This is a genomic window from Streptomyces lomondensis (assembly GCF_014651035.1).
In the GTDB taxonomy this organism is placed as follows: Bacteria; Actinomycetota; Actinomycetes; order Streptomycetales; family Streptomycetaceae; genus Streptomyces; species Streptomyces lomondensis.
In genome coordinates this window covers 66,610-88,399 of record NZ_BMWC01000011.1, presented here as the reverse complement: position 1 = coordinate 88,399, position 21,790 = coordinate 66,610, and the positions used below count along the sequence as shown (strand labels likewise).

Sequence of the window (21,790 nt, the reverse complement as noted above, 5' to 3'; positions counted from 1 at the left end):
CCGTAGTGCGGTGGGGCCAACCTTAGGGCCCGGAGGGCGAGTCCTGGAGCAGTTCCAGTTCCGACCGCAGGTTGTAGCGGGCCGTCGCCTCCCACTCCGACGCTCCGTACGGCGTCCTGAACAGCCGCGGGAGGGCGAGGAGTTGGCGCAGGACCGCGGCCCGGCCCGTGCGGAAGGCGTCGTTCGGGACGAAGTGGTACTCCTCGCGGACGGCGGCCGTGTAGGCGGCGTACGCCGACGGCGGCGAGGCCAGGATCGACAGGTCGGCGTCGCACAGGACCTGGCCGTCGGGGTCGTCGTCGGCGGGGTCGTGGCCGGCGGTGAGGCGGACCAGGCGGGCCACCTCGGCGGTCTTCGCGGCCGGAACGCCGGCTTCCGTGAGGGCGCGTTCGGCGAGGCGGGCCGAGCGTTCCTCGTTCTCGGAGCGGTCGGGGAGGTAGACCGCGTCGTGGAACCAGGCGGCCAGGCGGACCACGTCCGGGTCGTGCGCGTACTTCTCCAGCACGTCGACGCGGTCCAGGACCGCCGCGAGGTGCCCGACCGTGTGGTAGCGGCGCTGCGGCTCCTGCCAGCGGGTGAGCAGGTTGTCGGCGTACGGCGCCGGGTCCGGGCCGCCGGCCGGTCCCCGGGCCGCTTCCAGGGCGCGGGCGAAGCGGGTGCGCAGGGTGTCGAGATCGGCCATGGGGTCATTCTCCCGCCGACCGGGGGACACGACCTAGCGTGGGGTGCATGACGACTCCTGCTGATGTGCACGACGTACGGGACCCCGAGCAGCCCGGGCGGCTGCTCACGACCGAGCGCGACGCTCTCGTTCCGCTGCTGCGGGGCAGGGCCGACGACGACTTCGCCCTGCCGGTCGCCGCGTGTCCGGGCTGGACGGTGCGGGCGGTGCTGGCGCACTGCTCGGCCGCGCTGACGCGCGTGGTGGAGAACCGGTTCGAGAAGGGCGTGTTCTCGCCCGAGTCGAACGACCGGGACATCGCCGAACGGGACGGCTGGAGCAACGCGCGGATCGTGGACGAGCTGGAGCGCGGGATGACCGAGGCCGGGCCCGTGATCGCCGGGGCCGGCGGGAAGCTGGACGCCATCGCGCTGGGGGAGTGGGTGCACGCCGGGGACGTGCGCGAGGCCTTCGGGGAGCCGGGGGCGTACGGCGGGGCCGGGCTGCCGGACGCGCTCGCGCTGCTCGCCCGGATCACCCGCGAGCGGGGGCAGGTGCCGTTGCACGCCGACCTCGACGACCGGGACGAGCCGCTGCGGCTGGGCGAGAGCGGCGGGGAGCGGCCCCCGGGGCGGTTCATCGGGGACGGGCCGACCCTGATCCGGCTGTACACGGGGCGGCCGGTCGACGGGGCGCCGGCGTTCGAGCTGGCCGGGGTGGAGGCGAAGGAGCTGAACATCTTCGGGTGAGGGCGTGGCCCTGTGGGCTTGGGAGTCGGCGGGAGTGGGCAGCGTAGTCTTTGATTGGACTAGACCTGTCGCCGAACGCCGACGCCATGCCGACCGACGAAGGGGCCCCATGAGCAAGCGTGCAGTCCTGGAGGTGATCGCCCTCGGCGTCGAGGACGCGGTCGCCGCCCAGGCGGGAGGCGCGGACCGCCTCGAACTGGTCACCGACATGGCGGCCGACGGGCTGACGCCGTCGGCCGCCACCGTTGCCGGGATCCGCCGGGCCGTCGACATCTCCCTGCGGGTGATGCTGCGGTCGGCCGACGGTTTCGCGGCGGGGGACGTGGACCGGCTGGTGCGGGTGGCGGGGGAGCTGCGGGAGGCCGGGGCGGAGGAGTTCGTGCTCGGGTTCCTCGACGCGGGGGGTGGCGTGGATCTGGGGGCTGTGGAGCGGGTTGTGGGGGTGCTGGACGGGTGCCCCTGGACGTTTCACCGGGCGATCGACCGGGCCGCGGACCGGGATGCGCTGCGGAAGCAGCTGGATGGGATGCCGGGGTTGGACACGTATCTGACGGCGGGGGCTGTGGGCGGGGTCGATGACGGGCTGCCTGTGCTGCTCGCGGAGGCGGGTCGGGCGGGGGAGCCGGGGTATGAGCAGCAGTTGCTGGTGGGGGGTGGGTTGCGGCTCGGTCATGTGCCGGTGCTGTTGAAGGCCGGGGTCGACGGGTTTCACATCGGTGGGGCGGCTCGTCCCGGGGGCTGGGACGAGCCGGTGTCTGCCGATGCCGTTGCGGAGTGGCGGGCTGCGGTGGACGGGGCTTGAAGGGTGCCCGGTGTTGTGGCTGGGGGCGGGTGGGTGCGCAGCCCGGCGCCGCGGGGTGCCGCTGCGCCCACCCGTGCCGCCCTTAGCGGCACGATTGCCCGCAGCTAAGCGAGCTGCGAGCTGCGAGCTGCGCGAGCTAAGCGGTGAGTTGGGGCGGCAGCGGGGCCGCGTGTGTCACCGTCAGGCCCGATACCGCCCTCGTCAGTGCCACGTACAGGCGCCGCAACCCCGTCCGTTCGTCCGGTTCGCCGTCGACCACCGCCCGGGGCTCGTCCAGGACGACGTAGTCGTACTCCAGGCCCTTCGCCAGGGACGCCGGGACCAGGGTCAGGCGGGTGTCCTGGGTGGTTTCCTCGCCAGGGCCGAGGTACGGGATGCCGGACTCCGTCAGGGCCCTGGCCAGTTCCGGTACGCGCGCGTCCGCCGCGATCAGGCCCGTCGAGCCCTCGTGGCGCAGGGACTCGCGGCAGGCGGTGACCACGTCGGCGGTCCCGGAGACCTCGCGGACCTCGAAGCGGCCCGGGTTCTCGCGGATCGACACGACGGGCGTGAGGCCGGGGGCGATGTGCGGCAGCAGGCGGGAGGCGTACGTGATGACGTCCGTCGGTACGCGGAAACCGGCCGTCAGTTCCTCGATCACCGCGTCCCCCTTGCCCAGGTGGGTCAGCGCCTCCTGCCAGCTGCGCGTCGCCCACGGCGTGGTGCCCTGCGCCAGGTCGCCGAGGACCGTCGCGCTGCCGGTCGTGCAGCGGCGGCCGACCGCGCGGTACTGCATGGGGGAGAGGTCCTGCGCCTCGTCGAGGACGACATGCCCGAGGGAGTGCGTGCGCTGGATCAGGTCGGTGGCCTCGTCGATCAGGACGGCGTCGGCCGCCGACCACTTCGCCGACTTCACGCTGCGCGCCGGCTTCGCCCAGAGGATCGCCTTCTGCTCGTCCTCGTCGAGGATCCCGTCCGCGTGTGCGGCGAGGAAGTCCGCGTCCGCCAGCAGCCGCAGCACCAGTTTCGCCGGGTCGACGGCAGGCCAGACCGCCTTGACCGCCGCCTTCACCGCGCTGTTGCGGGCCACCGCGTCCTGCACCCGGTCGTCCGGCGCCTCACCCGAGCGCTCCATCTGCACCAGCACCGCGTGCGCGATGCGCTGCGGCAGGGCCTCGCGGGCGGCGCCGTAGCGGATGTCGCGGTCGAGCAACTCGCGGACGCTGTCCTGAAGTTCGTACGCCGGGACCCGCCAGCGGCGGGAGCCGCGCACGACCACGACCGGCTCGGTGGGCATCGTGACGTGGGAGTAGAGGGCTCTGCGCAGTACCTCGGCCATGCGGGCGTCGCCCTTGACGACCGCGGACGTGGCGTCGTCCGCGCCCTTGGTCTCGACGTGCGACACGAGGTCCTCGACGGTCGCCTGCCGCACCGTCAACTCGCCGAGCGCGGGCAGCACCTGTTCGATGTAGTGCAGGAAGGACCGGTTCGGGCCGATGACCAGCGTGCCGGTGCGGGCCAGGCGCTCGCGGTGCGCGTAGAGGAGGTAGGCGACCCGGTGCAGGCCGACGGCGGTCTTCCCGGTGCCGGGGCCGCCCTGCACGCACACCGAGCCGGCTAGGCCGGACCGTACGATCTCGTCCTGCTCCGGCTGGATCGTCGCGACGATGTCCCGCATCGGGCCGACACGCGGCCGCTCGATCTCCTGCTGGAGCAGCTTGCTGGTCCGCGCGGCCTCCGCGGGATCGGAGAGGTGCTCGTCCTCGTACGCCGTGAGGTCGCCGCCCGTGTAGCCGAAGCGGCGGCGCAGCGCGATGTCCATCGGGTCCTTCTTGGAGGCCCGGTAGAACGGCTGGGAGACCGGTGCGCGCCAGTCGATGACCATGGGGTCGCCGTCGGCGTCGTGCACATGCCGCCGCCCGATGTAGAAGCGCTCGCCCTCGGCGCCTTCCGCCTGTGAAGCGCCGGGCGCCCGCAGGTAGTCGAGCCGGCCGAAGAACAGCGGGGTGTCGCTGAGGTCGGCCAGGGCCTTGATGCGCTCGTCGATCTGGTGGGCGAGGACTTCGGCGTTGACCCAGTTCGCGGTGACGTCGCTGATGTCGAGGGCCTCGACGTCCTCGCGCATCGCCCGCAGGGCGGAGCGGGACGCGGCGAGGTGGGAGCGCTCACGGGAAAGGGGGTCGCCGACGGGCGTGGACACGGGGGTGCCTCCGGAAGGACCTGCTGAGGAGAGGGCGGTGAGATGCCGGCCGGTTTCCGTCCGGTCGGCGGCACTCCGTGGGGGAGGCGGGAAGAGCGGAGATCTTAGAGGAGCGGGGGCGGTGGCCGCGAACGGTTTTCTCATCCCCTGTTTCTCATCCCCTAGGGGACGAGACCCTCCTCCCGGAGGGGCAGGAGTCGGCCCGCAGGCGTACGAGCGCGGTACCGAGAGTGGGCCCCCAGGCCGACGCGGGCTTTACGTGCGAAAACGCACTATGGAGACATGAGCGCAGCAACCATCTCCCCCGCCCCGGCATCGGGCCGCCCTCCGGGCGCGACCGCAGCGACGGGCAGCCACCGGCACCCCCTCGGCGACGCCCTGCGCGCGGTCAGGGTCTTCGCCGGCGCCGACTTCGACGTGATCATCCTCGGCCAGTACGAAGAGGAAGTGGGCGTGGTCCGGCGCCACCGGTGACCGGACCGCCGAGCGCTACGCCTCCTCGGCCAGCAGCTCGTCCGCGTCCATGATCCGGTACGCGTACCCCTGCTCCGCCAGGAAGCGCTGCCGGTGGGCGGCGAAGTCCTGGTCGATGGTGTCCCGGGCGACCACGGAGTAGAAGTGCGCCTGGTGGCCGTCCGACTTGGGGCGCAGCACCCGGCCGAGGCGCTGGGCCTCCTCCTGGCGCGAGCCGAAGGTGCCCGAGACCTGGACGGCGACGGTCGCCTCCGGCAGGTCGATCGAGAAGTTCGCGACCTTGGACACCACGAGCACGCTGATCTCGCCCTCCCGGAAGGCGTCGAACAGCTTCTCCCGCTGCGCGTTCGACGTCTCGCCCTTGATCACGGGCGCGTCCAGGTGCTCACCCAGCTCGTCGAGCTGGTCGATGTACTGGCCGATCACCAGGATCTGCTGCCCGGCGAAGCGGCGGACGATCGCCTCCGTGACCTTCCGTTTGGTGTCCGTCGTCGCGCAGAAGCGGTACTTCTCCTCCGTCTCGGCCGTGGCGTACGCGAGCCGCTCGGCGTCCGTGAGATTGACCCGGACCTCGACGCAGTCGGCGGGCGCGATGTACCCCTGCGCCTCGATCTCCTTCCACGGCGCGTCGAACCGCTTGGGCCCGATCAGGGAGAACACGTCCGACTCGCGGCCGTCCTCGCGGACCAGGGTCGCCGTCAGGCCGAGGCGCCGGCGCGCCTGGAGGTCGGCGGTGAACTTGAAGACCGGCGCGGGCAGCAGGTGCACCTCGTCGTAGACGATCAGCCCCCAGTCGCGCGAGTCGAACAGCTCCAGATGCGGATAGACACCCTTCCGCTTGGTGGTCAGCACCTGGTACGTGGCGATCGTGACGGGCCGGATCTCCTTGCGCGTCCCGCTGTACTCGCCGATCTCCTCCTCGGTGAGCGACGTCCGCCGCACCAGCTCGTGCTTCCACTGCCGGGCGGAGACCGTGTTCGTGACGAGGATCAGCGTCGTGGACTTCGCCTGCGCCATCGCCCCGGCGCCGACCAGCGTCTTCCCGGCGCCGCAGGGCAGGACGACGACGCCCGACCCGCCGTGCCAGAAGTTCTCCACCGCCTGCTTCTGGTACGGCCGCAGCGCCCAGCCGTCCTCGGCCAGTTCGATCGCGTGCGCCTCGCCGTCGACGTACCCGGCGAGGTCCTCGGCCGGCCAGCCCAGCTTCAGCAGCGTCTGCTTGATCTGCCCGCGCTCGGAGGGGTGCACGGCGACCGTGTCCGGGTCGATCCGGGCGCCGACCAGCGGAGCGATCCGCTTCGAGCGCAGTACCTCCTCCAGCACCGGCCGGTCCGTGGACGTCAGGACCAGCCCGTGCGCCGGGTGCTTGACCAGGGACAGCCGCCCGTAGCGGTCCATCGTCTCGGCGATGTCGACGAGCAGCGCGTGCGGCACCGGGTAGCGGCTGTACTCCACCAGGGCGTCCACGACCTGCTCGGCGTCATGGCCCGCCGCGCGCGCGTTCCACAGGCCCAGCGGGGTCACCCGGTAGGTGTGGATGTGCTCCGGCGCCCGCTCCAGCTCCGCGAACGGGGCGATGGCCCGACGGCAGTCGTCGGCCCGCTCGTGGTCGACTTCCAGGAGCAGGGTCTTGTCGGACTGGACGATCAGCGGACCATTCACGCGCGGGCACCCTTTCTCGGGCCGGACGGCTCGGACGGCTCGACAGCTCGACGCCTCGGCCAAACGTCCAGTGTGCCTGATCGACCGCGCCCGGTGGTGTGATCTGCGCGTCCGGTCGTACTTAATGCCTTTTCATTCCAACGTGTGGTGTGAATTCAGGTTTTCCGGCGCGGCCCCGAAGAATGGCCGACTGTGCGGAACCCCACCACCACCACGCTCGGATACGCCCTGTTCGCCACCCGCTGGCTCCAGGCCCCGCTGTACTTCGGGCTCGTGGCCGCCCAGGGCGTCTACGTCTACAAGTTCTTCAAGGAGCTCTGGACCTTAATCCTCATGTGCGTCAGCGGGCACGCCACCGAGACGTACGTGATGCTCGCGGTGCTCAAGCTGGTCGACGTCGTCATGATCGCCAACCTGCTGATCATGGTGATCGTCGGCGGCTATGAGACGTTCGTCTCGCGCATCGGCCTCCAGGGCCACCGCGACCAGCCCGAATGGCTCTCGCACGTCAACTCCAACGTGCTGAAGGTCAAGCTCGCCACGGCGATCGTCGGCATCTCCTCCGTCCATCTGCTCCAGATGTTCGTGGACGTCCACCACACCTCCCGGCACGCCCTGCTGTGGGGGACGGTGATCCACATGGCGTTCATCGCCTCGGCCGCGATCCTCGCGTACATGTCCGGACCGATGGCCGCCCACGGGGATCGCGGGCACGCCGACCGCGCTCCGGCCCAGCACCCGCAGGCCGAGCCCGGGCACGGAGACCAGCGGCACCGGCCGCCGGAGCCCGAGACCCCGGCGGCCCTGCCGCCCCTCCCTCGGCAGCCGGAGCCGGACGCGGACGCCGAGGCCCGGATCCGCGCCGCCGGCTTCCCGGCCCGCAAGCTGCTGGAGGACTTCGACGAGCAGCACCCCCGGGGCTTCGACCGGGAGGCCGTGGCCCGGCTCGGCAAGGCGGACTTCGTCGCCGCCCGGCGCAACGTCGTGTTCGTCGGCCCGCCCGGCACCGGCAAGACCCATCTGGCCATCGCCCTCGGCGTGCGGGCCTGCCAGGCCGGGCACCGGGTGCTGTTCGCGACCGCCGCCGAGTGGGCCACCAGGCTCTCCGAGGCCCGGGCCGCCGGACGGCTCGACGCGGAGCTGGCCGCTCTCGACGAACACGCTCTGCTGATCGTCGACGAGGTCGGCTACACGCCCTTCGACGCGGCCACAGCCGGCCTGTTCTTCCAGCTGGTCGCGCACCGCTACGAGCGCGCCTCGCTGATCGTGACCAGCGACCGCCCGCTCGGCCGCTGGGACGAGGTCTTCGGCGCCTGTGCCCCGGCGATGGCGGACCGCCTGGCCCATCACGCCGAGATCGTGCGGCTGGACGGCGACAGCTACCGGATGCGGCGCGCTACTTCAGCGTGGGCAGACTGACGTTCTGGATCAGCGGGCCCTCGATGCCGATCGCCTCGGAGAGCAGGGGCTCGGTGCCGGCGGCCGGCAGGGGCAGCGGCAGCGCGGGGGCCGCGGCGGCGGACGGCGCGAGCACGCCCACGAGGGCGACGGCGCAGAGGGCGGCGGCGGGCAGCTTTTCACGCATGAGGACGACAGGGCCTTTCACGGGCTGAGAGACGAGGACACCGCACCCCGGGCCGGCCCGGAAGACACCGGGGCCGGCCCACGGGTGCGCGGGACGCGGATCAGATCTGCGGTGTCTCCACGACGAGGCCGGCGACATCGATGCTCACCGCGGCGGCCGGGGTGGCCAGCCCACCGAACGTCATCAGGGCGGCGGTGGCCAGGACGGCGGCGACTCGACGGACAGCGCGCATGCTGGGACTTCCTTTCGGTGAGGCTCACAGGACACCCGGTGGCTGCCCCCGCGTGCGCGGCGTGATGCGGCACGCCCGGGAAGGTCGCCCGAGCGTGGGACATCCCCGGCGTGGCGTGCATGAACCCCGGCGTGCACCCGAACGGGTGAGACACGCCCGGCCTGCGGCGTCGAGGCCGTCAGCCCGCGTCGTCGGCGAGCTCCGCCACCCCGGTGATCCGGTGCAGCGGGTACGTGCGGACCTCGTCCGCGGTGTGGTCGTACGCCGTGACGAAGCCGCCCTCGACGCGGATGGGGGCGATGACCCGCTGGCTGGCGGCGCCCTCGGCGTTGACGTAGCCGATCCACAGGGCCTCGCCGGTCAGGACGGCGGCCTGCATGGTGGCGAGGGTCTCGGCGGAACCGGTGCGGGGCAGCTCGCCGTCGACCGCCGGAGCCGTGCCGGGCTTGCGCGGGGTGGTGGAGGCGAGGTCGCCGGCCCGGATGGCGCGCAGCGCGGCGGCGAGCAGGGTGTCGTCGGGGACCGGCGGGCCGTCCGGGACCGGCTCGGGCGCGGTGCGCGGCGGGGTGCGGTGGGCGAGGGCGCGGGTGATCAGCACATCGCCCTCGGCGGACTCGGCGGCCGGCGCGAACCCCATCGCCCGCAGGCCCTCCAGGAGCCCCGCCGGGTCGGCCTGCGCGGCCAGCACGGTCGGGGCGAGCCGGCGCAGGCCCAGGGCGGCGGCCCGCTTGTCGGCGAGGATCTCGTTGAGTACCGCGTCGTCGTCGCAGCGGACGTACGCCGAGGCCGCGCCGACGCGCAGGTGCCCGTGCCGGCGGGCCACGTCGTCGATGAGGTACGTGAGCGGCTGCGGCACCGGTGTACGGGAGTGCGCGGCGAGGAAGGCGTGCAGGTCGGAGGCGGCCTGCCCGGCGTCCAGGGCGCGCCGCACCGAACCGGGCGTGAACCGGTAGACGGTGGCCCCGCCCTTGGACTCGACGTCCGCGAGCACGCCCAGCATGTCGGCGAGCGGGCGCTGCAGGGGACCGGGCGCCACCGCCGTCAGGTCGGCCTGGAGCAGGACGTGGTCCAGCGGCTCGGGCAGGAGGGGTGTGAGGAGCCGGGCCGCGGCGGCGGAGGCGACGGCCTGCCCGGCGGGGGAGAGGGGAGTGAGCGGGGCGGACCGGTGGTGGTGGACGGGCAGTTTGTCCCCCGGCCCGGAAGGCTCCGCGTCGGGACCCTTCACGGGCGCCGCGGGCGCGCCCAGCAGAGCCCGGCCGTGGGCCGACAGGGCGCCCCGGCCGGTGACGCCCAGCAGCTCCGCCTCGGACAGGGCCCACCGGGCAAGGCGGGTGCGCAGGTCGTCCTCCTGCCGGGCGCCGCGCGGGGGGCGCTCCCAGCGCAGCCGGGCCAGCACCGACTCGGCCTCCGGCGCGGCCCCCTCCGGCAGCCCGGCCAGCAGCGCCAGCACCCGGTGCCGCACCTCGGGCGCCGCCGAGCGGTCCAGGCCGGGCCCGAGCGCCGACAACGTACGGTCCTTCGCGTCCCGCCCGCCGACCAGCCCGGCCGTCCGGGTCGCCGCGAGCCACGCCGTGGCCAGCCGCGCCCAGCGCTCGGCGGCGGGCCGCTCCAGCCACTCGTCGTAGGCGGGGGTCGCCGCGTACCGCTCGTCGGCCTCCCCGTCCGAGGCGATCAGACCGGCCGCGTACGCCAGCTCCACCCAGAACGCGGCCACCGGCTCGGGCACGTCGAGGGCGACGGCGGTCCGCTTCAGGTCCCGAACGCTCAGCCCGCCGGCGCGCAGCACTGCGGGGCCGCCCTCGTCCCAGTCCTTCAGCAGCTCCTCGACGGTCGCGAGGGCGGTGTACGCCTGCCCGGCCGCGGTGCTGTCCACAACCTGTGGACGATGCGCGGCGGCCGTCTCGACCGCCGGCGGCACGGGCTCGGGCGTCCGGTGCGCCAGCCCGCGCCGCAGATGCAGGGCGACCTCGCGCGGCAGCACGACCGTCCCGGGCGCCGTCGGCAGCAGCAGCCCGCGGTCCAGCAGCCAGCGCAGCCGGGGCGCCGGATCGGCCGTGACCTGGCCGTACGGCGGCCCCCACACCAGGCGCTCCAGCACCTCCAGGGAATCGGCGGGGGCCTGGGCGAGCAGGGCCGCCATCCGCTTCCGGTCCGTGAACAGGCCGGTCAGGGAGGCCACCGCGGAGACCGAGTCATGGGTGGAGGGCAGCCCGGCGGCCGCGACGATCTCCTGGATGCGCCCCGGGGACATCCCGGCCGTGGCCTCCTGGACGGTGGGGCCGAGCCCGGTCGGCGAGGGGTGCTGCGGCGAGGGAGCCAGCAGCTCACGGGCCGTGCGGACCAGCCGCAGCCGGTCGTCGCCGCCCCAGACCAGGGCCTGCTCGCGCAGGACGTCCAGGGCGTGCGGCAGGGCGGCGGTGACGGCCGGGTCGGCGTCGTCCCCGGCCGTGAGCCCGAGCAGTTCCCCGTACGTCGCCGGGTCCGCCGCCACGGCCAGCGCCTCCGCCGTCTGCAGCGTGAACCGGTCCAGCCGCTCCAGGGCGCGCACGACCGAGGCGCGGGTGCCGGCGCGGGTCGCGAGCTGCGTGAGGTCGGTGGGCACGGGCGTGATGAGATCCGGTCGGCTGCGCAGCAGCGCGCCCAGCGCGGCGTCGCCCCGCGCGCGGAGCGCTTCCGCGAGGGAGCGGGGGGCCGAAGGCGTGTCCTCGGTGCTCATCCGGTCCACGGTAGCGGGTCGCCTCCGGCGGGTGAGCCGACTGTGCGCGGTCGGCTTTTTGGTAGCGCCGCTGGTCCTCGCGGTACCGTCGTCCGACGGCGTCACGCAACGCACCCGCCCCGGAGGGGACTTCGTGGGGATTGAGAGCGACCAGGTCGTTTACGAGTATCTGAGCCGCGTCGGCGATGTGGCCCAGCAGCGGCAGTTGTCGTCGGCCACCCGCATGCGCCTGGTCGCGGACCTGCGCGGCGAGATCGACCGGCGCCGCGCGAAGGCCCCCGTCGACTCGCCCGCCGCCGTCCGCCGCATCCTGTCCCGCCTCGGCAGCCCCGACGAGGTCGTGGCGGCGGCAGCGGGCGGTACGGGCTCCGGCTCGGGCGGTGAGCCGCACAGTGCCTCCCCCGCCGCCGTCCCCGTCCAGCGTGAGCCGGAGGAGCGGGGCGAGCGGGCGAAGGGGGTGCTGCGGCGCGTCGTACCGCGTCCCCGCCCGGCGCGGTCCGCCGAGGAGCCCAGCCCCGCCGCCGCCGAGGGCGCCGCGCCGCCGCACCTGGCCGCCGGGCACGAGCTCGGGGACAGCGTCGTCCAGCCGGACTGGTGGCGGGTGGACAGCAGCCCGTTCGGCGTGGGCGAGGAGGTGCCGGGCTTCGTGGGCGGGGTGGAGCTGCCGGACCTGCTGAAGCCGCCGCAGCCGAGGAAGCCGGTCGAGGAGCAGGCGGCCGGGGAACCCGCCGCGGTCGTCGAGGCGGTGGAGAAGGCCGAGGAGACCGGGACCCGCCGCCGTCTGCCGCGCCTGCCCGCGGGCGGCTGGAGCAACCCGCTCCTGCTGGTCGCCGCCGGGCTCCTGGTCGCGGGTGCCGTGCTCGGCAACTGGTTCGTGCTGCTCCTCGGCTGGCTCATCGCGTACGCCTCCCGCCGGCTGACCCAGGCGGAGACGAAGTGGGCGGTGGTGATCCTGCCCGGCCTCTCGGTGGCGGGGGGCCTGGTCTGGCTGTGGGGCAGGATGAACGGCCGCTGGGGCGCGCCCATCGCCGAGGGCCACATGAACGCCGCGGTGGCGGAGACGTGGCCGTGGGTGGTGCGCGGGGCGGCGGTGGCGTCGGCGCTGTTCCTGGTGTGGCGCTCACAGCGCCCGCGATAGCCGTTCACAGGGTGACGACTGCCGTTCACACCCTCTGGGCACAATGGCCCCCATGGCCTCCACGACCTCGCCCGCGCTCACCGTCGGCTTCGACCTCGACATGACCCTCATCGACTCCCGCCCCGGCATCCGCGCCTGCTACCAGGCGCTGTCCGAGCGGACGGGGAGGTACATCGACGCCGATCTGGCGGTCACGCGGCTCGGGCCGCCGCTGGCCGAGGAACTGATCAACTGGTTCCCGGCCGAGGAGGTCGAGACCGTGGCGGACGTGTACCGGGAGATGTACCCGGCGATCGCGATCGCCGAGACCCCGGCGCTGCCCGGCGCCCGGGAGGCCATCGCGGCCGTACGGGAGGCCGGCGGGCGCGCGATAGTCGTCACCGCCAAGTACGAGCCCAACGCCAAGCTGCACCTCGCCCACCTCGGCATCGAGCCCGACGCGGTCATCGGCGACCTGTGGGCCGAGCAGAAGGCGGAGGCGCTGCGCGAGCACGACGCGGGTGTCTACGTCGGCGACCACGTCGGCGACGTGCGCGGCGCCCGGGTCGCCGGCGCGCTGTCGGTCGCGGTGGCCACCGGGCCCTGCTCCCCGGAGGAACTGCGCGCGGCGGGCGCGGACGTCGTCCTCACCGACCTGACGGAATTCCCCGGGTGGCTTTCGGACTACCGCCCCGCGCGCGCCTGACGCCGTCCGGCCGCCACGGAACGCAGCACTCCCGCACCGGCCATCAGGAATCCGACTGCCATGAGCATGCTCAATCCGAACATGTACGTCGGAAAGGGTGTCGTCCCGAGGAACAGCGGGGCGACCGTGACCAGTGTGGCCACGGCGCCGATGAAGAAGACGACGGCACCGGCACGGACCAGGCGGTCACCGGGAGCGGCGGAATTCGTTTGGGTTTTGTCACGCACCGGACCAGGGTAGTTCCCAGCGCGAAGGAACAACCGGGTGACGTCTTGTCACCGGCCTGAAGACCATTAGCCTTGGTACCGGCGGGTCCGTACGACCCGCCCGAGTGCTATCAAGAGCCGTTTCAGAAGCAGTTTTCCGACGAGTACGAGGACGAGGACAGACGTGCCTACCGGCAAGGTCAAGTGGTTCAACAGCGAGAAGGGCTTCGGCTTTCTCTCCCGCGACGACGGCGGTGACGTCTTCGTCCATTCCTCGGTCCTCCCCGCCGGAGTCGAGACGCTCAAGCCGGGGCAGCGAGTGGAGTTCGGGGTCGTGGCGGGACAGCGCGGCGACCAGGCGCTGTCCCTGACGATCCTGGACCCGACCCCGTCCGTCGCCGCCGCGACGCGCAAGAAGCCGGACGAGCTGGCCTCCATCGTCCAGGACCTGACGACGCTCCTGGAGAACATCACCCCGATGCTGGAGCGGGGCCGCTACCCCGAGAAGACCGCCGGAAAGAAGATCGCCGGCCTGCTGCGCGCGGTCGCCGACCAGCTGGACGTGTGACCGCCGCTCAGGGAAACACTCAGGGAAAAGCGAGCGCGTTCGGGCCGAGGGGCGGCACCAGCCCCTCGGCCGCCGCGCGTGTCAGCAGACCGCGTACGGCCGCGTAGCCGTCCTCGCCGAGGTCGGCGGTGAACTCGTTGACGTACAGCCCGATGTGCTGGTCGGCGACGGCCGGGTCCATCTCCTGGGCGTGCTCCATGACGTACGGCCGGGACGCCTCGGGGTCGTCCCAGGCGGCGCGTACGGACGTCCGGATGGAGTCGGCCAGCAGCCGCAGCTTCTGCTCGCCCAGTGACCGCTTGGCGATGATCGCGCCCAGCGGGATCGGCAGCCCGGTGGTGTTCTCCCAGTGCTCGCCCATGTCGGCGAGCTTGTGCAGCCCGTAGGTGCGGTACGTGAAGCGCGCCTCGTGGATCACGAGCCCCGCGTCGACCTTCCCGTCCCGCACGGCCGGCATGATCTCGTGGAACGGCATGACGACGATCTCGCCGACCCCGTCGGCCACGGTGTCCGCGGCCCACAGCCGGAACAGCAGATAGGCGGTCGACTTCTCACTCGGCACGGCGACGGTCCGCCCGGTGAGGTCGAGCCCCGGTTCCCGGCTGAGCACCAGCGGGCCGCAGCCCCGCCCCAGCGCGCCTCCGCAGGGCAGTAGCGCGTACTCGTCGAGGACGTACGGCAGCACGGCGTACGACACCTTCAGCACGTCGAACTCGCCGCGTTCGGCCATGCCGTTGGTGACGTCGATGTCGGCGAAGGTCACGTCAAGGCCGGGGGCGCCGGGGACGCGGCCGTGGGCCAGGGCGTCGAAGACGAAGGTGTCGTTCGGGCAGGGGGAGTAGGCGGTCTTCAGCTGCTCAACTGTCATGCCGGTTCCAACCCTCCAGTACGGGCACGAGCTTCCCGAAGCCCTCGGTCAGGGCCGCCAGGGCCTCGGGGATGCGCCAGGCGGCACGGTCCCTCGGCCCGACCGGGTTGGAGATCGCCCGGATCTCCAGCACGGGCACACCCTGCGCGATGGCGGCCTCGGCGACACCGAACCCTTCCATGGCCTCGGCGAGGGCGGTGGGATGCCGCTCGCGGAGCACGGCGGCCCGCTCGGCCGTCCCGGTCACGGTCGACACGGTGAGCACGGCCCCGGCCCGCGCCCCCACGGCCTCGGCGACCCGCCGCACCAGCTCCCCGGGCGGCCGATGCCGGACGGTCCCGAACCCCAGCTCGGTGACCGACAGAAACCCGTCCTCGGTCTCGGCCCCCAGATCGGCCGCGACGATCTCATCGGCGACGACGAGCGCCCCCACGGGCGCGTCGGGCACAAACCCGCCCGCGATCCCGGCCGAGACGACGAGGTCGTAGGGGGTGCCGTTCAGGGCGGCGGCGGTGAGAGCGGAAGCGGTATTGGCGGCGGCGAGAGCGGCCCCGACCCCGGCGACGATCACATCCCAGCCACCGCCGTGGCCGGCGGCACCGCTGGTCCCGCCGTGGCCGGCGGCACCGCTTGTCCCGCCGTGGGCAGTCGTGCCGCTGGGGCGGCACGGGTGGGCACGGCCTGCAACGCCGAGTTCCGTGTCATCGGACCCCGTGGACAGCGCCCGAACCACCGCGTCCCTCTCCACGGAAACCGCGGTGGCGACAAGCACCCGGCCAAGCCCAGCGGCAGCGATCAGGCGTCCTTCTCGAGCTTGAAGTTCCAGAGCCCCGACGTGTCCTTCTCGCCCTCCTTGATGGACACCAGCGTCGAGTTGCCCTGCGCGCCGTACTGGGCGTTGAAGAACACGCTGCCCGGGATGGTGCGGTAGGTCTTCGTGCTGGCGTCGGTCAGCGGCTGACCGTTCATCAGGATCGTCCAGCCCTTGTCGGCGATCTCCGGGTCGACGCCGAAGCGGACGGTCTCGTCCGGGTCGACGGAGATGCTCTTGATGCCCTTGTCCTTCAGGCACTGGGTCAGGTCGGCGGACTTCAGGGTTTTGCCCTCGCCGCCACAGGTCGCCTCGGAGTTCACCGAGGAGCTGCCCACGGTGACCGTGGCCATCGCCGTCGGCTTGTCACAGGCCGACAGGACGAGCAGTCCGGCGGAAACGACGCCGGCGGCGGCGACGGCGCGGCGGCGTCGCACAGCGGATTGCAACGTGTTCATGGGCGAAGGCTATCGGGCGCGCATAGCCCCACTCCCACGTGGGGTCGGCCGTGCCCATAGCGTTACGCCACCCGCGGCCGCCCCGTACTCCCACGCCGGGCCGACCCGAGCAGCCCCCGTACGGTCGTCAGCCACCCCGTGCCGACGATCGCGGCGCCCACCGCGAGGCCGAGCGTGCCGTTGAGCGGCATGACGATGCCGACCGCGCCGCCCAGCACCCAGGACATCTGGAGCAGCGTCTCGGAGCGGGCGAAGGCCGAGGTGCGGACCAGTTCGGGCACGTCGCGCTGGATCAGCGCGTCCAGGGACAGCTTGGCCAGGGCCTGCGCGAAGCCGGCGATCGCGGCCAGGCCGGCCACCAGCACCGCCCCGAAGAACACCGCCGCCGTGATCGCCGCGCCCAGCACGCACGCCACGACCGTCACGATGATGAGCTCCGGCGCCCGGGAGCGCAGCCACGCCCCGACGGCCGTACCGAGGGCGTTGCCCGCGCCCGCCGAGACGCCCACTATCCCCAGGGACACGGCGGCGCTCTGGCCGGAGATCGGGTGCTCGCGCAGCAGGAAGGCCAGGAAGAAGATCAGGAAGCCGGTGTGGCAGCGGATGGAGGCGTTGACGGCCAGGGCGTGGGTGACGGCCGGGCCGACCGTGCGCAGTCCGGGGCGCTTGACCGGCTTGCGGTGCGGCCCGTGCAGGTGCTGCTCGTCGGCCGCGAGCAGTGCGGTGTCCTCGCCCTTGGCGGAGTCGACCTTCGGCGGCAGCGTGAACGACAGGACCGTCCCCGCCACGAAGATCACGAAGGCGCCGTAGAGCGGCCAGCGCGGGCCGATCTGCTGGAGGCCGGCGCCGATGGGCGCGGCGATGCCGGTGGCGAGGAGGCCGCCGAGGGTGACGCGCGAGTTGGCCTTCACGAGGGAGAAGCGGGGCGGCAGCAGCCGGGGCACGACGGCGCTTCTGACCACGCCGTACGCCTTCGACGCGACCAGGACGCCCAGCGCGGCCGGGTACAGCTCGATGCTGCCGCTGACGACCGCGCCGGACAGCACGATCGCGAGCAGCGCCCGGGCCAGCATCGCGCCGGCCATCGCGGCGCGGCGGCCGTGCGGGATGCGGTCGAGGAGGGGCCCGATCACCGGGGCGAGGAGGGTGAAGGGCGCCATGGTGATGGCGAGGTACAGCGCGACCCGCCCGCGGGCCTCGTCGGTCGGCACGGAGAAGAAGACGGTCGAGGCGAGGGCGACGGTGATCATCACGTCGCCGGCGCCGTTCACGCCGTGCAGCTCGATCAGCTTGCCCAGGCCCGACTCACCGGCGCCGTGCGCGTGGGTCGCCTTGCGGATGCCGCGGGCGGTGCCGGTCACCGGGAAGTGCAGGGCACGGCCGACCGCGCGGAGGGAGCCGCCCAGGCGGCCCGGTCCGCGCGGTCGGCTGCTTCCCTTGACCCCTTTCGACCCACCGGTCCCGGTGGCGTCCTGGGGTGTCTTCGCGGCTGCCACGACGTCATAGTGCCCCGATACGGCTGTGGGTAGTGCCATTACCGCTTGTATAGGGCCTGTGGGGTGACTGTCCGGGGGCGGCGGCCGGGCGGCGGCTCATGACCGGGCCGACGGCGAACACAACCGTCGGTGTACGCGAAGTGGGGCGGAAGGGTAGCGTGCGTATCTCAGCCATCCCGCAGAATGGATGAAGGACGTCGACGCGGTCCTCCGGTCCGCTCCGTCCCCGCCCCCGCGCTGGGAGTGGCGCACCCGTGAGACGGCGTATGGAGAGAAGCGATACCTGTGAGCGCAGCGACAACGCGAAGCCGCACCCCTGACCGTCTGTGCGCCGAGGCCGTCGACCTCGCACGCGCCGCAGCCGAGGAGGCCGCCGCGCCAGGGATCGTCGGCGAGCATGTGGGGCTGGTCTCCGAGGGGGACCGCGTTGTCACGCACTTCTTCGAGTGCCGGGAGCTCGGCTACCGGGGCTGGCGCTGGGCCGTGACGGTGGCCCGGGCGTCCCGCGCGAAGATCGTCACGGTGGACGAGGCGGTGCTGCTGCCCGGCCCGGACGCGGTGCTCGCGCCCGAGTGGGTGCCGTGGAGCGAGCGGCTGCGCCCCGGCGACATGGGCCCGGGCGACCTGCTCCCCACGGACGCCGAGGACCTGCGCCTGGAGCCCGGCTACTCGGGCGAGGACGAGCCGCCGCCGAACTCCGCCGTGTCGCACGAGATGGCCGACCTGGTGGAGGCCGAGGACGCGGACGTCACCGAGGGCCCCCCGTCCCGCCTGCCGGTCACCCCGTCCCGCGGGTCGATCGCGGCGATCGCCGAGGAACTGGGCATGCGCCGCGCCCGGGTGCTCTCCCGCTACGGGCTGCACACCGCGGCCGACCGCTGGGAGGAGGCGTTCGGGCCCAAGACCCCCATGGCCCAGTCGGCCCCCGCGGCCTGCGTCACCTGCGGCTTCCTCGTCCCCGTCGGCGGCTCCCTGGGCCAGGCCTTCGGCGTCTGCGCCAACGAGTTCTCCCCGGCCGACGGCCGCATGGTCTCCCTGGCCTACGGCTGCGGCGGCCACTCCGAGGCCGCCGTCATGCCCAAGCCGCCGCAGCCGGCCCCGCCGGTGATCGACGAGACCCGGGTGGACCCGTTCCCGCTGCGCCCGGCCTCCGACTCGGGTTCGGTGCCGGTCACGGAGGACGAGTCGTCCGCGGAGCTGGGGCACTCCTAGGACCTGGTCCGAGGGCCCCTTCCGGTCGCGGTACCTTCAACCTCACGGCCCACGCCGCCGATGAGGAGAGTGAACGTGAGCAAGTTCGTGCACCCGGCCGCCGAGGGTGCCGACCCGTTCGGTACGGCACGTCTGCGGCGCGGGGTCCTCGACGCCTGGGCCACCAGCCCGGCCCGGTTCCGTGAGGACGCCAACGCCGAGGAGGACCTCGTCCTCGGCGGCTACCGGGACCGGCTCGTCGTCGAACTCGCCCAGAACGCCGCCGACGCGGCCGCCCGGGCCGGGGTGCCGGGGCAGCTGCGGCTCACCCTGCGCGACGGGGTGCTCGTCGCCGCCAACACCGGCGCCCCGCTGGACGCGGCCGGCGTCGAGTCGCTGTCCACGCTGCGCGCCTCCGCGAAGCGGGAGACCCACGAGCGGGCCGTCGGCCGGTTCGGCGTCGGGTTCGCCGCCGTCCTCGCCGTCACCGACGAGCCCGCCGTCGTCGGCCGGCACGGCGGGGTCCGCTGGTCCCTCGCCGAGGCCCGGGAGCGGGCCGCCGAGACCGCCCGGCACAGCCCCGGCCTCGGGGACGAGATCCGGCGGCGGGACGGGCACGTACCGCTGCTGCGGCTGCCGTTCGCCGCCGAGGGCACGGCCCCCGACTCGTACGACACCGCCGTCATCCTGCCGCTGCGCGACGCGGCCGCCGCCGATCTCGCCGAGCGGCTCCTGCACGCCGTCGACGACGCCCTGCTGCTCACCCTCCCGGGCCTCGAAGAGCTCGTCGTCGAGGTGAACGGCGAGAGCCCCCGGACCCTCACCCGCCGCACCGACGGGCCCTTCACGGTCGTCGACGACTCCGGCGACGGCGTCACCCACTGGCGTACCGCCGCCGCCCACGGCCCCCTCACCCCCGACCTGCTCGCCGACCGGCCCGTCGAGGAGCGGCTGCGGCCCCACTGGTCGGTCACCTGGGCCGTGCCCGTGGACAGCGACGGCAGCCCGGTCCGGCCCCGCACCAGCCCGGTCGTGCACGCCCCCACACCCAGCGACGAGCCGCTCGGCGTCCCGGCCCTGCTCATCGCCTCGTTCCCGCTGGACTCCACCCGCCGGCACGCCGCCCCCGGCCCGCTGACCGACTTCCTGGTCCAGCGCGCGGCCGACGCCTACGCCGAACTCCTCGCCGACTGGCGGCCCGTCACCGCCGGGATCATCGGCCTCGTGCCCGGCCCGCTCGGCAAGGGCGAGCTGGACGGCGCCCTGCGCCAGGCGATCCTGGAGCGGCTGCCCCGGACCTCCTTCCTGCCGCCCGCGGTCCCGCCCCGCGACGGTGACGACCTGCCGGAATCGCTGCGGCCCCGGGACGCCGAGGTCGTCGAGGGCGCCGGCGCGGACACCGTGCGGGTCCTCGCCGAGGTGCTGCCCACCCTGCTGCCCGCCGGGCTCGAACGCCGCGCGGAGCTGCGCACCCTGGGCGTCGCCCGGGTCCCGCTGACCGACGCGATCGACCGGCTGGCCGGGCTGGAGAAGGACCCGGGCTGGTGGCGGCGGCTCTACGACAGCCTGGCCGGGGTCGACCCGGACCGGCTGTCGGGGCTGCCGGTGCCGCTCGCGGACGGCCGTACCACCATCGGGCCCCGGCAGGTCCTGCTGCCCGGCGGGGAGGCCGCCCGGATCGACCCGGAGGTGCTGGCCCGGCTCGGCCTGAAGGTCGCCCACCCGGACGCCGCCCATCCGATCCTGGAGAAGCTCGGCGCCCTGCCCGCCACCCCGCGGGCCGTCCTGACCACCCCGCAGGTCCGGGCCGCCGTCGCCGCGTCCCTGGACGACGAGGGCGGGGTGAACTGGGAGGAGGACGCCCTCGACGCCGACGAACTGGCCGACACCGTGCTGGCCCTGGTGCGGGACGCCGGCCTGGAGCCCGGTGACGAGCCCTGGCTCGGCGCGCTCGCGCTGCCCGACGAGGACGGCGAACCGGCCCCGGCCTGCGAACTGGTCTTCCCCGGCGGCCCCTTCGCCCAGGTAATGCGCGAGGGCGAACTGGCCGCCGTGGACGCCGAGCTGGCCGCGAAGTGGGGCGAGCAGCCGCTGGCCGCCTGCGGGGTCCTGGTGAACTTCGCCGTCGTCCGGGCCACCGACGTCGTCCTCGACCCGGACGAACTGGAGCCCCGCGAGGGCGACTTCGCCGAACCCGACGACCCGGGCCTGCTGGACGCCGTGGACGTGTGGTGCGAGGACATCCTCGACCGCTTCCCGGACAGCCCGGTGCCGCCGGTCGCGACTGAGATCATCGCCGTACGGGACCTGGATCTCGTGGACGAGGACAAGTGGCCGCAGGCGCTGGCCCTGTTGTCCCGGCCGCCCCTGCGGGACGCGATCGCGCAGCCCGTGCGGATCCTGCTGCACGACGGGACGCACGAGGTCGTCCGGCCGTACACGGCGTGGTGGCTGCGCGGGAACCCGGTCCTCGACGGCCGCCGCCCGGCCGGTCTGCGGGCCGCCGGCGGCGACCCTCTCCTGCGCGGGCTGTACGACGAGGCCGACGCGACCGGCTTCGAGGACGAGCAGGTGCTGCGCGCGCTCGGCGTGCGCACCTCGGTCGCCGCGCTGCTGGACGAGCCCGGCGGGGCCGCCGAGCTGCTCGACCGGCTCGCCGACCCCGAGCGCGAGGTGACGGGGGTTCAGCTGCACGCCCTGTACGGGGCGTTGGCCGAGCTGGACCCGGAGCAGGTGACCCTGCCGGACGAGCTGCGCGCGGTCGTCGACGGCCGGGTGGAGGTCGTGGACGCGGCCGACGCCGTGGTGTGCGACTCGCCCGACCTGCTGCCGTTCACCGAGGGCGTCCCGCTGCTGCCCGTACGGCCGTCCCGCGCCGCCGAGCTGGCCGAGCTGTTCCAGGTGCGGCGGCTGAGCGAGTCCGTCACCGGGGAGGTCACCTCCGAGGGCGTCGAGCACGACGTGCCCGAGGCGGTGCGGGTGCTGCTCGGCCGACGGACCCCGGCCTCCTACGTCGAGCACGAGGAACTCGTCGTCGACGGCGTGGAGATCGACTGGCGGCTCACGGACGACGACGTCCTGCACGCCGCCACGCTGGAGGGCGTCGCCGCTGGGCTGGCCTGGGCGGCGGGGCAGTGGCCGCGGCGGTTCGAGGTGGCGGCGCTGCTGGAGGACCCGTCACGGACGGAGGAGCTGGCGCGGGACCGGTGGTTCGACTGATCCGGTGGTGACGTACGGCAGGTGAGAACTTCCGCACATATTTTTCACCTGTCGTACAACCAAGCGCAGTGCTGAGGTATCTGATCGCGT

Annotated in this window: 20 protein-coding genes; 9 read left to right on the top strand and 11 right to left on the bottom strand. The window is 73.7% G+C overall.

Annotated elements, in window-relative coordinates; all coding sequences use genetic code 11:
* Positions 1–22 precede the first annotated feature (22 nt).
* The gene (locus tag IE255_RS30505) at positions 23–682 is read right to left on the bottom strand and encodes an HD domain-containing protein (protein WP_190053621.1); all 660 of its coding nucleotides are present in this window, start codon (positions 680–682) and stop codon (positions 23–25) included.
* A 47-nt stretch (positions 683–729) separates the two neighbouring features.
* On the opposite strand from IE255_RS30505, the gene IE255_RS30500 reads away from it, so the two are divergent.
* Both IE255_RS30500 and IE255_RS30495 read left to right on the top strand, forming a co-directional pair.
* Positions 730–1,410 carry a maleylpyruvate isomerase family mycothiol-dependent enzyme gene (locus IE255_RS30500; protein ID WP_190053620.1) on the top strand — a complete coding sequence of 227 codons (681 nt, stop codon included), beginning with the start codon at positions 730–732 and terminating at the stop codon, positions 1,408–1,410.
* 109 nt (positions 1,411–1,519) lie between these two features.
* The gene (locus IE255_RS30495; protein WP_190053619.1) at positions 1,520–2,212 is read left to right on the top strand and encodes a copper homeostasis protein CutC; all 693 of its coding nucleotides are present in this window, start codon (positions 1,520–1,522) and stop codon (positions 2,210–2,212) included.
* A gap of 136 nt (positions 2,213–2,348) precedes the next feature.
* Here the strand turns inward: IE255_RS30495 and IE255_RS30490 are convergent, their stop codons facing one another.
* The gene (locus IE255_RS30490; protein WP_190053618.1) at positions 2,349–4,391 is read right to left on the bottom strand and encodes a HelD family protein; all 2,043 of its coding nucleotides are present in this window, start codon (positions 4,389–4,391) and stop codon (positions 2,349–2,351) included.
* 282 nt (positions 4,392–4,673) lie between these two features.
* Here IE255_RS30490 and IE255_RS30485 point away from each other — a divergent pair, with 282 nt between their 5' ends.
* Entirely contained in the window at positions 4,674–4,865 is a 192-nt protein-coding gene (locus IE255_RS30485; protein ID WP_190053617.1) for a hypothetical protein, read from the top strand.
* Between the two features lie 15 nt (positions 4,866–4,880).
* Here IE255_RS30485 and IE255_RS30480 read toward each other — a convergent pair whose 3' ends face one another.
* Positions 4,881–6,527, bottom strand: coding sequence for a DNA repair helicase XPB (locus IE255_RS30480; protein WP_190053616.1), 1,647 nt, complete (start codon positions 6,525–6,527; stop codon positions 4,881–4,883).
* Between the two features lie 192 nt (positions 6,528–6,719).
* Between IE255_RS30480 and istB the strand changes: the two genes are divergently transcribed.
* Positions 6,720–7,946, top strand: coding sequence for an IS21-like element helper ATPase IstB (gene istB, locus IE255_RS30475; RefSeq protein ID WP_190053615.1), 1,227 nt, complete (start codon positions 6,720–6,722; stop codon positions 7,944–7,946).
* Here istB and IE255_RS30470 read toward each other — a convergent pair.
* The 3 genes from IE255_RS30470 to IE255_RS30465 form a co-directional block, all read right to left on the bottom strand.
* Positions 7,924–8,112, bottom strand: coding sequence for a hypothetical protein (locus IE255_RS30470; RefSeq protein WP_190053614.1), 189 nt, complete (start codon positions 8,110–8,112; stop codon positions 7,924–7,926). The two genes, istB and IE255_RS30470, sit on opposite strands and share 23 nt — an antisense overlap.
* Positions 8,113–8,212: 100 nt before the next feature.
* Positions 8,213–8,344 carry a hypothetical protein gene (locus tag IE255_RS40000; protein WP_267974250.1) on the bottom strand — a complete coding sequence of 44 codons (132 nt, stop codon included), beginning with the start codon at positions 8,342–8,344 and terminating at the stop codon, positions 8,213–8,215.
* A 178-nt stretch (positions 8,345–8,522) separates the two neighbouring features.
* A complete protein-coding gene (locus IE255_RS30465; protein WP_190053613.1) occupies positions 8,523–11,060 on the bottom strand; it encodes a helicase C-terminal domain-containing protein in 2,538 nt (845 codons plus the stop codon).
* 133 nt (positions 11,061–11,193) lie between these two features.
* Between IE255_RS30465 and IE255_RS30460 the strand changes: the two genes are divergently transcribed.
* Together IE255_RS30460 and IE255_RS30455 are read left to right on the top strand one after the other, a co-directional pair.
* Positions 11,194–12,198 (top strand): hypothetical protein, encoded by a 1,005-nt coding sequence (locus tag IE255_RS30460; RefSeq protein ID WP_190053612.1) that lies wholly within the window; start codon positions 11,194–11,196, stop codon positions 12,196–12,198.
* Positions 12,199–12,250: 52 nt separating this feature from the next.
* Positions 12,251–12,883 (top strand): HAD family hydrolase, encoded by a 633-nt coding sequence (locus IE255_RS30455; protein WP_190053611.1) that lies wholly within the window; start codon positions 12,251–12,253, stop codon positions 12,881–12,883.
* Here the strand turns inward: IE255_RS30455 and IE255_RS30450 are convergent.
* Positions 12,862–13,110, bottom strand: coding sequence for a hypothetical protein (locus IE255_RS30450; protein WP_039932946.1), 249 nt, complete (start codon positions 13,108–13,110; stop codon positions 12,862–12,864). The two genes, IE255_RS30455 and IE255_RS30450, sit on opposite strands and share 22 nt — an antisense overlap.
* A 163-nt stretch (positions 13,111–13,273) precedes the next feature.
* Between IE255_RS30450 and IE255_RS40215 the strand changes: the two genes are divergently transcribed.
* Positions 13,274–13,657, top strand: coding sequence for a cold-shock protein (locus IE255_RS40215; protein WP_010035896.1), 384 nt, complete (start codon positions 13,274–13,276; stop codon positions 13,655–13,657).
* A gap of 19 nt (positions 13,658–13,676) precedes the next feature.
* On the opposite strand, the gene IE255_RS30440 is transcribed toward IE255_RS40215, so the two are convergent.
* The 4 genes from IE255_RS30440 to IE255_RS30425 all read right to left on the bottom strand — a co-directional run bounded on the left by IE255_RS30440 (position 13,677) and on the right by IE255_RS30425 (position 17,290).
* A complete protein-coding gene (locus tag IE255_RS30440) occupies positions 13,677–14,525 on the bottom strand; it encodes a 1,4-dihydroxy-6-naphtoate synthase (protein ID WP_190053610.1) in 849 nt (282 codons plus the stop codon).
* Positions 14,515–15,297, bottom strand: a complete 783-nt coding sequence (locus IE255_RS30435; RefSeq protein WP_190053609.1) for a futalosine hydrolase — start codon at positions 15,295–15,297, stop codon at positions 14,515–14,517. Before IE255_RS30435 ends, IE255_RS30440 begins: the two co-directional genes overlap by 11 nt.
* Before the next feature lie 23 nt (positions 15,298–15,320).
* Positions 15,321–15,794, bottom strand: a complete 474-nt coding sequence (locus IE255_RS30430) for a DUF2771 domain-containing protein (protein WP_190053608.1) — start codon at positions 15,792–15,794, stop codon at positions 15,321–15,323.
* Between the two features lie 62 nt (positions 15,795–15,856).
* Entirely contained in the window at positions 15,857–17,290 is a 1,434-nt protein-coding gene (locus IE255_RS30425; protein WP_190053607.1) for an MFS transporter, read from the bottom strand.
* Between the two features lie 285 nt (positions 17,291–17,575).
* On the opposite strand from IE255_RS30425, the gene IE255_RS30420 reads away from it, so the two are divergent.
* Both IE255_RS30420 and IE255_RS30415 read left to right on the top strand, forming a co-directional pair.
* On the top strand, positions 17,576–18,502 hold the full coding sequence (locus IE255_RS30420; RefSeq protein WP_190053606.1) for a DUF3027 domain-containing protein: 927 nt from the start codon (positions 17,576–17,578) through the stop codon (positions 18,500–18,502).
* Positions 18,503–18,577: 75 nt separating this feature from the next.
* Positions 18,578–21,700 (top strand): sacsin N-terminal ATP-binding-like domain-containing protein, encoded by a 3,123-nt coding sequence (locus IE255_RS30415; RefSeq protein ID WP_190053605.1) that lies wholly within the window; start codon positions 18,578–18,580, stop codon positions 21,698–21,700.
* Positions 21,701–21,790: the final 90 nt, after the last annotated feature.